9 protein-coding genes are annotated in these 11,920 nt (G+C 30.1%); 8 read left to right on the top strand and 1 reads right to left on the bottom strand.

Annotated elements, in window-relative coordinates; translation table 11 throughout:
* Nucleotides 1-438 precede the first annotated feature (438 nt).
* From I4V16_RS13485 to I4V16_RS13450, 8 genes are all read left to right on the top strand, one after another.
* Entirely contained in the window at nt 439-1,572 is a 1,134-nt protein-coding gene (locus I4V16_RS13485; protein WP_049178970.1) for a DNA repair exonuclease, read from the top strand.
* The gene (locus I4V16_RS13480) at nt 1,562-4,264 is read left to right on the top strand and encodes an AAA family ATPase (RefSeq protein WP_049178969.1); all 2,703 of its coding nucleotides are present in this window, start codon (nt 1,562-1,564) and stop codon (nt 4,262-4,264) included. Before I4V16_RS13485 ends, I4V16_RS13480 begins: the two co-directional genes overlap by 11 nt.
* A gap of 394 nt (nt 4,265-4,658) precedes the next feature.
* Nucleotides 4,659-5,543, top strand: coding sequence for a zinc ABC transporter substrate-binding protein (locus tag I4V16_RS13475; protein WP_049178968.1), 885 nt, complete (start codon nt 4,659-4,661; stop codon nt 5,541-5,543).
* 223 nt (nt 5,544-5,766) lie between these two features.
* On the top strand, nt 5,767-7,557 hold the full coding sequence (locus I4V16_RS13470; protein WP_049178967.1) for a MutS family DNA mismatch repair protein: 1,791 nt from the start codon (nt 5,767-5,769) through the stop codon (nt 7,555-7,557).
* A 114-nt stretch (nt 7,558-7,671) separates the two neighbouring features.
* On the top strand, nt 7,672-8,076 hold the full coding sequence (locus I4V16_RS13465; protein WP_027096942.1) for a CBS domain-containing protein: 405 nt from the start codon (nt 7,672-7,674) through the stop codon (nt 8,074-8,076).
* A 160-nt stretch (nt 8,077-8,236) separates the two neighbouring features.
* Nucleotides 8,237-8,506 carry a metal-sensing transcriptional repressor gene (locus I4V16_RS13460; RefSeq protein ID WP_049178966.1) on the top strand — a complete coding sequence of 90 codons (270 nt, stop codon included), beginning with the start codon at nt 8,237-8,239 and terminating at the stop codon, nt 8,504-8,506.
* A 23-nt stretch (nt 8,507-8,529) separates the two neighbouring features.
* Nucleotides 8,530-10,758, top strand: coding sequence for a heavy metal translocating P-type ATPase (locus tag I4V16_RS13455; protein WP_049178965.1), 2,229 nt, complete (start codon nt 8,530-8,532; stop codon nt 10,756-10,758).
* Between the two features lie 32 nt (nt 10,759-10,790).
* Nucleotides 10,791-11,000, top strand: coding sequence for a cation transporter (locus tag I4V16_RS13450; protein ID WP_027096940.1), 210 nt, complete (start codon nt 10,791-10,793; stop codon nt 10,998-11,000).
* Between the two features lie 172 nt (nt 11,001-11,172).
* Here I4V16_RS13450 and I4V16_RS13445 read toward each other — a convergent pair whose 3' ends face one another.
* The gene (locus I4V16_RS13445; protein ID WP_049178964.1) at nt 11,173-11,826 is read right to left on the bottom strand and encodes a PspA/IM30 family protein; all 654 of its coding nucleotides are present in this window, start codon (nt 11,824-11,826) and stop codon (nt 11,173-11,175) included.
* Nucleotides 11,827-11,920 lie beyond the last annotated feature (94 nt).

Raw genomic sequence — 11,920 nt, 5'->3', positions numbered from 1 at the left:
AACCGCCGTATACCGAACGGTACGTACGGTGGTGTGAGAGGACGCTAAATAAAATAATTATTTAGCTCCTACTCGATCGTCTAGGAAAATATAAAAAATTTTGAGTAGCAAAACCTTATAGATACAGAGCTTTAGTGGTGAGAATGTGTTAAGACGTTAAAAAATAAAAATTATAGTGCCACCACAGAATATCAAAAGCAAATTTTGGGAACCTGTGGTATGGCTGAAAAAAGTGATTTCTTCGCTAAAGCGTGGCCAAGTGACTTTTTTATAGTTTTATAAATTTACTAAGTTCTTTTTCTATCTTATCTCTAAAATTAATATTTACATTTTAGCATGGAAAATAATTCTAAATAAATAGATGATACATAATATTCCTTATAAACATAAAATGTGGTAAAATGAGAACAAAAGTTCGATTGAAATAAAGGTGATTATATGAAAAGGATAAAAATAGTTCATACAGGTGATTTACATTTTGACACTCCCTTTAAAGATGTAGGAGAAAGTCAGAGTAGAATAAATAAAGAGGAACTAAAAGAGGTCTTTAGGAATATTATCCACTTTTGCAAGGAAAAAGCTGTGGATATCTTGCTGTTAACAGGGGATATATTTGATAATTTTACGTTAAATAGAGAAACTTTGTATTTTATTGAGCAATCATTAAAAGAAATCCTTGAAGTAAAAGTTTTTATAAGTCCAGGAAACCATGATCCATATGGAAACAAGTCTTTTTATAAACTAATAAATTGGCCCAGCAATGTTTATATTTTTAAAGGGGATTTAGAAAAGGTATATTTAGAGAATTTAGATATAAATGTATGGGGGTATGGTTTTAGAGAAAAGTATATTAGGGAATCTGCACTTAAAAATTTTTCAGAGCCTTCAGATAAAATAAACCTTATGGTTTTACATGGGGAGATTTCAAGTTCAAATAAAGGGAATGAATATAATCCAATTACCTTTGATGATATAAGAAATAGTGGGATGGATTATATTGCATTAGGCCATAGACATAATTTTAGTGGAATAAACAAAGAAGGACAAACCTTCTATGCCTATAGTGGATGTCCACAAGGTAGGGGCTTTGATGAATTAGGAGATAAGGGAATTATATATGGATATGTATCTAAAGGAACGGTAGATTTAGAGTTTGTAAAAACATCTAAGAGAAATTATATTGAGGAACATATAGATATTTCAGATTCTTTTGGATATGAAGAAGTTAAGAAAAGTATTATAGATTCTATTAATGAAAGCGATAGAAAACATAATTTATATAAAATAGTTCTGGAAGGAGAAATATCTCCAGACTTTTCAATAGACGAGGAGTTGCTTAGAGAAAGATTAGGGCTAGATTTTTACTATTGTAAGATAGTTGATAAAACCAGAGTTAAGTATAACATTGAAGAGATTACAAAGGGATATTCAGTTAAATCTCTATTTGTAAAGAAAATAATGAATTTAATAGATTCAGCAGAGACAGAAGAAGATAAAGAAGTACTAATGATGGCACTTAAAGTAGGATTATCAAGCCTATCTGAAGGGCAGGTGAATATGAATGATTATTAAAGAGTTAAAAATAGATTCCTTTGGTGGAGTAGAAAATAAGATTATACATTTAAGTAAGGGATTAAACTTAGTTTATGGTGAAAATGAAGCAGGTAAAAGTACCATAGAAGAATTTATAAAGGTAATGTTATATGGTTTTCCTCAAAAAAGAGGTAAGGGCGATGGAGATAGAAAGAGATATTTACCCTTCAAGGGCGGTGTAATAAGGGGAGAGCTTACACTTGAGCAAGATGGAAGAGAATATATTATAAAAAGAATCTTTGCATTAACTAAAAAGGAGGATACTTGTGAAGTTTTAGATGCTTTAACAGGAGAAGTTGCAAGAAATATTAACATAGAAGAGCCAGGAAAAAGTTTTTTAGGAGTAAATAGATCAACCTTTGAAAAAACATTATTTATTAGTCAGCTTGGGGTGTCTTTTGGAAAAGATAAGGAAGAGGAAATAATGGAGAGAATAACATCTCTATTTGGTTGCGCAGAGGAGGAGGTTCCAGCTGCTAAGGCACTGTCTAAGATAGAAGGAATGAAGAAGGAACTAACTACATCTAGAGGTGTAGGTGCTTTAGATGGGCTAAAAAAGAAGTATTCCTCATTATTAGAAGAAAGATATGAGGGCTACAACATAGCAGAGCAAAATTTAAATTGGGAAAATGAGCTTTTACTAGAGAGGGAGAAAAGAAAAACATTAAATGATGAGATAACAAAGCTTGAGTTATATAAAAAATACTTAAAAAAAGTAAAACTCCATAAGGAGTACAAGGATATAAGTGAGTACCTAAAGAAGTCGGAAGAACTTAAAAGGGAAGAAAGAGCCTTGGGTAATCTAATAGATGAGGATTTTATTGATGACCTTAAGGAGGATAATAGGCTTTATTTAGGGTTAATAGATAAGAGGGAAGAGCTTAAGGAAGTAGTAGAAGAAATAAAAAGTGAATTTAATTACAATAGGGGGGAGTTAGATAAATATAAGTTTTTAGAAATGTTTGATGATAATATCAAGGAAAAACTTATAAATCTTAAATATGAACAACAAAACTTAGAAGCGAAAATAAGCTCAATGAAAGCTTTAGAAGAATCTTTGGCTGAGGATGAGGGGGAGCTTTTAAAGAGAAAGGCTGTAATGAAAAACTTCCATGAAATGAGAGAATATATAGGGGAAATAGAGGAAGTTCTATCATCTTATGAAGATAAGCTAAAAGAAATAAAGGATATTCTTCAACAAAATAAAATTCCTAAAGATTTAAATATAAAACTTAAGAAAAGCATAAATAATATGTATTTAGGTGGAATTTTAGGGGGAATAGGTATAGCATTATCCTTTTTTGGAGTACCTTTAATGATTTTAGGCATATTATTAATTTGCTTAGGAGTTTTTTTAGGGGTTAAAGGTTTTACTGAAGGTAATACCCTTAAAGGGAAGAAGAATGCGTCTAAAAGGGTAGAAGTTTTAACAAAGGAAATAGATTCAATAGAGTTAAGCTTAGATGGATACATGGAAAAGGTATATGCAAAAGACTATGGTGATTTAATAACTGCTATAAGAAGGTTTAATTCTTACAAGGAATATGAAGAAAGATTGTTGCTTAGAATTGAAGAAAAGAAAAAGATGATAAATGAAGAGGGACTTCTTGAAGATAAGAATAGGTATAAGAAGAATTGTGAGATGATTTCATCAATAGAAAGACTATCCTCCTCTAAAGATTTAGATGAGGTGCTAGAAAAGGTAAATATTTTTGAAGGTTTGTCACTTGCCAAAGAAAAGCTAGAAGAGGACCTTAACATAAAAACTGAACTTTTAAATGAGCTAAGTTCTAATATAGAAGTCCAAGAAGAGAAGCTTAGAGAGAAGCTAAAGACCATGGATTTAGACCTGGGAAATTTATTAGATATAGAGCTATATATAAAAGAATACAAGGAAAAGCTTAAAAAGAGAGCTGAAATTCATAGTAATATACTATCTATTGAGGAAACTTATAAGGTATTACTGAAGGATAGAAATATTGATGAAATTAAAGAGGAACTAAAGGACATAGTTAATGATGAAAATGAATATTCTTTTGAATCAGAAGATGAGATTGAAAGGGAAGAAAAGAAAAGGTCTAGGGAACTAATAGATTGTGAAAAGAGAATAAAGGATCTTGAAAATAATATAGCTACTAGGCTTATAGGGAAAAGAGATCTAGTAAAGATAGAAGAAGAAATACAAGCTGTAGAGGGGGAAGTTAGAAAGGGTGATAAAAAAGTTAAAGCTTTAGATATTGCTATGGAAACTTTAAAAGAGTCCTTTAATGAAATTAGAAGAGAAGTAGGTCCTGAAATTAATAGAAGGATACTAAATAATTTTAAAGAATTGTCTCTTAATAAATATGAGGATGTTAAGCTTGGTGACAATTATGAGATGCTTGTTAGAGATAAAGATAATCTCTTTAAAGGGAATTATTTAAGTAATGGAGCATATGATCAGCTTTATTTGTCCTTAAGATTAGCTTTTATAGATATGTTATTTAGTCATGAAGAATGTCCTATAATTTTAGATGATGCCTTTATTCAATATGATGATACTAGAAGAAAGAGGGCTATTGAGCTAATTTATAATAAAATAAAAGGACAGGGAATAATATTTACTTGCCAGAAAAAAGAGAAAGAAATATTAGATGAAATGTGTTGTAAATATAGCTTAATAAATTTATAAGAATATGCACATAATTAGCATTTAATCATATATAAGAATAGAACGGAAAGATTTAGGTTATCAGTAATACTGTTAACCTAATTTTTTTTAAAATCTAGGAAATTATAAAATTTTAATTAGCTATAAATCAAAGGTATTATTACATTTTCATATTATAAAATATAAAATCAAGGATAAAAATTTTATATTTCCTTACCTTTAGTAGGAGTGGGGGGGGATATTTGTTTCCATGTGACTTGGAGCGTAGCGACGGAACAAGCAAAATAAATATCCATACAACTTTTTTAGTTATATTGGTAATAATAGATATATGTGGTTCTCTTATTGACAAAAATTAGATAAGAGTATACAATAAGAAATGCAAATGCAAATCATATGCAACAAGAGGTGCGAAATGAAAAAGTTATTAGTAAAACTATCAGTGCTAATGATACTTCCAGTTATGTTAATTGGATGCTCAACTAAAAGTGGTAATGATAATGAACAAAGTGAAAAAGTTAATGTTATGGTTTCTATTAGTCCTTTAAAGGAATTTGCTGAAAGAATAGGTGGAGACAAGATAGAAGTTAGTACTCTTGTTCCTGAAAATGCAGAACCTCATGATATGGATTTTGGACCAAAGGATTTAGAAAAGCTAATGAAAAGCCAAGTATTTGTATATAATGGATTAGGCATGGAACATTGGTTGGAAAATGTTGAAGGACAAATTGATAAAGATAAAGTTAAAATGGTAGACAGTAGTACTGGTGCTGATGTTAGAGTTATAGATGGAAAACAAGACCCACATTTATGGCTAAGTTTAAAAGAAGCAGCAGTTCAAAGTAACAACATAAAAAATGCATTAATAGAAGTAGACCCTGAAAATAAAGATTTCTATGAAGAAAACTATAATAAGTTTAAGAATGAACTGGATTCATTATATAATGAATATAAGGATAAGTTTGCTTCAAAGACTCAAAAATATTTTATGACAAGTCATGCAGCTTTTGGATACCTTTGTAGAGACTTTGGATTAACAGAAAATTCACTTCACGATATATTTGGTGAAGGAGAGGTAACAGCTAAGAAGAATGCTGGAGCAATTAATTATTGCAAGGATAAAGGGATAACAGTTATATTTTCAGAAGGAAGCGAAACTCAAAAGGAAGCAGAAACTATAGCTAATGAAATTGGTGGAAAGGTTGAGCCAATATATAGCTTAGAAACTAAGGTTGAAGGAAAAAGTTATATTGAAGCTATGAGATATAACCTTGAAACAATATATAATTCACTTAAGTAGTTAATAATAAATATATATAAGGGAGAAATTGCGTTGCAATTTCTCTTTTAAATTATTATAGAAAAGGTTATTCTAAATATTGGAAAATGTTTTTTGTTATGGTATCTTTAAATAAACTGAAATTTTAACATTAGAGTAAGGTTTAAGTCTACCTAAGGATTAGATTTGATTGTTTATAGGTATATTTAATGTTATTAGGTAAAAGAATGAAGTGAGGGATTAGATGAGTAGAGCAGAAAACTTTTATAAAGAAAAAATAAAGAGTACAAAAGATAGAATAAATATTTTAGATAATTCTATATCTTATATTGGATGGAGTAGGTTAGCAATTGTATTAGTTGGAATTGCTGCAGGATATAAATTATATAAATTAGCCAATTTTTTAAATCTTATTTTAGTAGAGTCATTAATTATGGCACTATTTATTATAGTAGCTATAATACATGGCAAAAAAATTAATGAAAGAAATAAATTAAATACTTTATTAGAGATAAATGAAAAAGGTTTAAATAGACTAAATGGAAAATATAAAGAAGAAGAGGATAAGGGAGAAGAATTAATTGAAGAGGGGCATCCCTTCTGTGAGGATTTAGATGTCTTTGGAAATAATTCATTATTCCAGATGATAAATACCACAAGAACTGAGAGTGGGCGTAAAAAGTTAAAGGAAATATTACTACTTAAGAAATTACATTCTAAAGAAGTTGTAAATAAAAAGCAGAAAGCAATAAAAGAATTAGGAGAAAAGGTTGAGTGGAGACAAAAACTTTATATAGATGGTACCTTTAAGAAAAAGAAGGGGGAAGAGCTTGAAGAGTTAATAAAGTGGGGGAAGACACCTTCTGAAACAAGTTCTATTAAACTAATAATTGCAGGGATATTTATAGCAGTTACATTAGCTTTAATAATAGCATGTACATTTAAAATATTACCTTTTAGTATAGTTATTTTAGATTTAATGATTAATTATGTTGTAATTAAAATGCTAACAAAGGATATGAACCATGTAATAGAGTTATTTCATTCTATTAAAAATAGTGTAAGAGCTTATTCTAATATATTAAATTTAATAGAAAAAGAAGAGTTTACAAGTGAGTATTTAAATGAAACTAAAGCTAAACTTACTATAGGAGGCGAATCTTCTTGCAGTAAGGAAATGAATAGATTAGCTGATCTTTTAGATTGGGTTGGAGACTCAATGGCAAATGCATATTATTTTATTTTAAATGTCTTTGTATTTGCAGATGTATTTATACTATTCAACCTAGATAAGTGGAAAGAAAAGAATGGGGATTCTATAGAAAAGTGGCTTGAGGTTATGGGAGAATTTGATGCTCTATCAAGTATATCTAACATAAGCTTTGATCATGATGATTGGTGTTTTGGAAATATTACTGAAAAAGAAATAAAGGGCGTTAATATGGCTCATCCTTTAATTGGTGATAGAGCAGTTGCAAATACTTATGAATTAGTTGCTCCAAAGCAAATTACCTTGATTACTGGGTCAAATATGTCTGGTAAAAGTACCTTCTTAAGAACTGTAGGAATAAATCTTTTACTAACTTATATTGGAGCACCAGCTTGTGCAAAGGAATTTAGTTGTCCTATTATGAATATTTACACATGTATGAGAACAAAAGATAACTTAGAGGAAAGTATATCTTCTTTCTATGCAGAGATTTTAAGAATAAAGCTTATTATAGATGCTTGTAAAAGAGGAGAAGATGTATTTGTTTTACTTGATGAAATATTTAAGGGAACAAACTCTAAGGATAGACACATAGGTGCTACTGTTTTAATAAAACAGTTAATATCAAATGGAGCTAGAGGTCTTGTTTCAACACATGACTTAGAACTATGTGATTTAGAAGAAGAAATGAGAGAAGTAGAAAACTACAATTTTAGGGAGTACTATGAAGATAATAAAATTCAGTTTGATTATAAGCTTAGAAAAGGTAAGAGTAATACACAAAATGCTGTATATCTAATGAAGCTGGCTGGTATAGATTTTTGAAAATAATTCACGTTATTCCAATAAGAAAGTGGTTAGAAAATCTGACAAGCTATTAGGATTATGTTACAATAAAGTTGTAATGAAAAAGTTTTACTTAATATGAAGGGGAGAGTTATGAATATAGCGTTTTTTCTTACACCAAAGAATGAAGTAGTGTGTGAAAGTTGTGAAGCAACCATGAGACAGGTAATGGAGAAGATGGAGCATCACGGTTATACAGCTATTCCATTAATAGATAAGAGTGGAAAGTATGTTGGGACTCTTACAGAAGGTGACCTTTTATGGAAACTAAAGAATACACCTGACTTAAATTTTAAAAACACAGAATGTGTTAAGGTAAAAGAGATAGATAGAAGAGTATCTCATAAGAGTGTATCAATCAATTCAGATATAGAAAATTTAATTAATTTAGCAATAAATCAAAATTTTGTTCCAGTTGTAGATGACAATGGAATATTTATTGGGATTATAAAGAGAAGTGATATAATTAATTATTGCTATAATGAAATGAAAAAATAGTTAAGAGTTTTAGAAGAGGAATCGCAAGACGATTCCTCTTTTTTATTATTTAGGAAAGTACAAAAATTTTTTGAATAAATAAATTGAGGTGTTGACAAAATAGAAATTGAGTATTAATATCAAAATATACCCCCTACCCAGGGGGTGAGGGAGGTAGAAGATGAATTCTGATAAACAAAAAGCGTTACAAACACTAAAAACTTGTAGAGGACAAGTAGAAGCAATAATTAAAATGTTAGAAGACGAAAGATATTGCATAGATATTTCAAACCAAATAATTGCAGCTCAAGGATTATTAAAAAAGGCAAATAAGTTAATCCTTACTCAACACATGCATCATTGTTTAAAAGAGGCTGCAAGCAATGAGGTTGAAAGAGATGTAAAGATTGAGGAAGTTGTGGGGATTGTAAATAAGCTTATTGATAAGTAGTTTTAATAGGAGGAGTATAGCTTATGAAAAAAGATTTTAAAGTTACAGGTATGACCTGTGCAGCTTGTTCAAGTAGGGTTGAAAGAGTTTTAAATAAAATGGAAGGGGTTACTAAGGCTGAAGTTAACTTAGCAACTGAAGACCTTCATATAGATTATGATGATTCCAAACTTAATACTCAGGACATTATAGGAAGAATAGAAAAAGCAGGTTATGGGGCTTATGAGGTAAAAGAAGATACAAAGATTGATGAAGCTGATAAAGAAGATGCTATTAATTCTTTAAAGAAAAGATTTATACTTTCATTAATTTTTGCAGTTCCATTGCTTTATATATCAATGGGACACATGATGGGAGCACCCCTACCTAGTATTATAGATCCAATGACAAATGCAATGAACTTTGCATTAATTCAATTGATTTTAGTTATACCAGTAATGATTGTAGGTAGAAAGTTCTTTATTAGTGGCTTTAAAAACCTAGTTCATTTAAGTCCAAATATGGATTCATTAATTGCAATTGGTACATCAGCAGCATTTCTTTATGGAATATATGCTATAGTAAAAATTGCTGGTGGAGATACTCATTTTTCAATGGACTTATACTTTGAATCAGGAGCAACAATTTTAACTTTAATTACTTTAGGAAAGTATTTAGAAGCAAAGACTAAAGGAAAGACATCAGAAGCAATTAAAAAGCTTATGGGGTTAGCTCCAAAGAAGGCAACAATAATTGTAGATGGAGTAGAAAAAATTATTTCAATTGACGAAGTTAAAGTTGGGGATGTAATTTTAGTAAAGCCAGGAGAAAAGCTTCCTGTAGATGGTGAAATTGTTGAAGGAACAACTACTATAGATGAATCAATGCTTACAGGAGAAAGTATTCCAATAGATAAGAATATTGGAGATAAGGTTTTTGGAGCAAGTATAAATAAATTTGGTATGTTTAAATATAAGGCTACAAAGGTTGGTAAAGATACTGCATTAGCTCAAATAATTAAGCTTGTAGAACAGGCACAAGGATCAAAAGCACCTATAGCTAAAATGGCAGATATTATTTCTGGATACTTTGTACCAACAGTAATAACATTAGCAGTTATCTCAAGTATTGTCTGGGCAATAAGTGGCAAGGGATTAGAATTCTCGCTAACAATATTTATAGCAGTACTAGTTATAGCTTGTCCATGTGCTTTAGGATTAGCTACACCAACAGCAATAATGGTGGGAACAGGTAAAGGTGCAGAAAATGGTATTTTAATTAAAAGTGGAGTTGCCTTAGAAGGAGCTCATAAAATTAATACTGTTGTATTTGATAAGACAGGTACAATTACAGAAGGTAAACCCAAGGTTACGGATATAGTAACTAAGGGGTTAAGTGAAGATGAGTTATTAAGATATGCTTCTTCTGCAGAAAAAGGATCTGAACATCCATTAGGAGAAGCTATAGTTGTAGCAGGGGTAGAAAGAGGATTAGAGTTATTTGAAATAACATCCTTTAAATCTGTACCAGGAGAAGGTATAGTTACTTTAATTAATGATAAAAACATTCTTATTGGTAACAATAAGTTAATGAAAAATAACAATATAGATATAACTTCAGTAGAAAATGATGTTAAGTCATTAGCATCTCAAGGGAAGACACCAATGTATATGGCTATAGATGGGGATTTAGCTGGAGTTATTGCAGTGGCAGATACATTAAAAGCAAATAGTAAAAAAGCAGTTGAAGCACTTCATAAACTTGGAATTGAAGTAGTTATGCTAACTGGTGATAATGAAAAGACAGCACAAGCTATTGCTAAGGAAGTAGGAATAGATAAGGTTGTTTCAGATGTATTGCCAGGAGATAAGGCAAATGAAGTTAAGAGACTTCAAGATGAAGGGAAGAATGTTGCTATGGTTGGTGATGGAATAAATGATGCTCCAGCACTTGCAATGGCGAATATAGGTATAGCAATTGGATCAGGTACAGATGTAGCTATAGAATCAGCTGATATTGTTTTAATGAGAAGCGATATTCTAGATGTTGTTGGAGCTATCCAATTAAGTAAGGCAACAATAAAGAATATTAAAGAAAACTTAGGATGGGCATTTGGTTATAATACTTTAGGAATACCAGTAGCTATGGGAATTTTATATGCCTTCGGAGGACCACTTCTTAACCCAATGATAGCTGCATTTGCTATGAGTTTTAGTTCAGTATCAGTATTGTTAAATGCTTTAAGATTAAAAAGATTTAAACCTAAATTTTAATAAAATAGAAAGATTTTTTGGAGGGATTTATTATGGCAAAGTTTAAAATTGAAATGAATGGAATGTCTTGTATGCACTGTGTAGGACATGTGAAAAATGCATTTGAAGATTGTGGAAAAGTTAGAGGGATGGATGTAGAAATAAATAAAGCTGTAATCGAAGGAGATTTAACAGAAGAAGAAATTAAAGATATCATTGAAGATGAAGGATATGATGTTGTGAAGATAGAAAAGATTGACTAAAAAGCTGCCTAAGGGCAGTTTTTTTAGTTAATAAGGATAATTAAAATAATAAGGATGAAATTCTGCAACAAGCCGCTAGAATTTCTAAAATAAATTGAAGAGAGAAATTGCTCAAGCAATTTCTCTTCCTAATCTTTATTATCCTATTTAACTTTTTTATCTCTATTAAATACTAAAGTCCTGATTTATATTTTTCTAATTCAGCATCTAAATCGACATCGCCTAATTGTTCAAATTCACTATCAAAGTCATCAATGTTTTTTAATTCTCCAAGACCATTAGCCATAGCTTCTTCTCTAGCAATTTTTCTTTCGATATTATCAATATTAATAGAATTAGTTTTAGTTTCAACATTTGCTAAAACTTCATTAACCTTCTTAGAAGCTTTGGCTGTAGAGTACCTTGCAGCAGCTTCATCTCTGTAACTTCTTGTCTTTTCAAGTTCTTCTTCTAAAGCTCTTAAGTTTTTCTTTAAAGCATCTGCTTGAGCCTTAGATGTATTATAGGTAGTTACTAAAGATTCATACTTCTTATCAGCATCTACCTTCTTTGATAATGCTCTCTTAGCTAAATCTTCATTATTCTTAGAAAGAGCTAATTTAACTTTTGAATCATAATCAACAGATTCATTTTTTGCAGCATTCATCTTCTTTTCAATTTCATGAACATTACCTAAAACTTGAGCAGAGTTTAATTTAGCTTTGCTTAATTGTTCTTCCATATCCTTAATTTTTTGATCTAGTAATTCAATTGGATTTTCCATTTCATCTAAAGTTGAGTTAACTTTCCCTTTAATCATGTTTGACATTCTGTTAAAAATACCCATAACATAACCTCCTAATTTTATTAGTATTCAATTTAAATATCAAGTACATCATATTGTCAAAATAATATTATAACTAAATTATAATGGTAAAATA

The sequence above is a fragment of the Clostridium sp. 1001283B150210_160208_E6 genome, from assembly GCF_015669365.1.
In the GTDB taxonomy this organism is placed as follows: domain Bacteria; phylum Bacillota; class Clostridia; order Clostridiales; family Clostridiaceae; genus Clostridium; species Clostridium paraputrificum.
The sequence above is the reverse complement of the archived record's forward strand: the minus strand, read 5'-3'. Positions and strand labels throughout refer to the sequence as shown.

Excerpts from the sequence above, each read along its gene's own strand:
- I4V16_RS13485 (WP_049178970.1), top strand. The coding sequence starts at position 439 with ATGAAAAGGATAAAAATAGTTCATACAGGTGATTTACATTTTGACACT.
- I4V16_RS13480 (WP_049178969.1), top strand. The coding sequence starts at position 1,562 with ATGATTATTAAAGAGTTAAAAATAGATTCCTTTGGTGGAGTAGAAAAT.
- I4V16_RS13475 (WP_049178968.1), top strand. The coding sequence starts at position 4,659 with ATGAAAAAGTTATTAGTAAAACTATCAGTGCTAATGATACTTCCAGTT.
- I4V16_RS13470 (WP_049178967.1), top strand. The coding sequence starts at position 5,767 with ATGAGTAGAGCAGAAAACTTTTATAAAGAAAAAATAAAGAGTACAAAA.
- I4V16_RS13465 (WP_027096942.1), top strand. The coding sequence starts at position 7,672 with ATGAATATAGCGTTTTTTCTTACACCAAAGAATGAAGTAGTGTGTGAA.
- I4V16_RS13460 (WP_049178966.1), top strand. The coding sequence starts at position 8,237 with ATGAATTCTGATAAACAAAAAGCGTTACAAACACTAAAAACTTGTAGA.
- I4V16_RS13455 (WP_049178965.1), top strand. The coding sequence starts at position 8,530 with ATGAAAAAAGATTTTAAAGTTACAGGTATGACCTGTGCAGCTTGTTCA.
- I4V16_RS13450 (WP_027096940.1), top strand. The coding sequence starts at position 10,791 with ATGGCAAAGTTTAAAATTGAAATGAATGGAATGTCTTGTATGCACTGT.
- I4V16_RS13445 (WP_049178964.1), bottom strand. The coding sequence starts at position 11,826 with ATGGGTATTTTTAACAGAATGTCAAACATGATTAAAGGGAAAGTTAAC.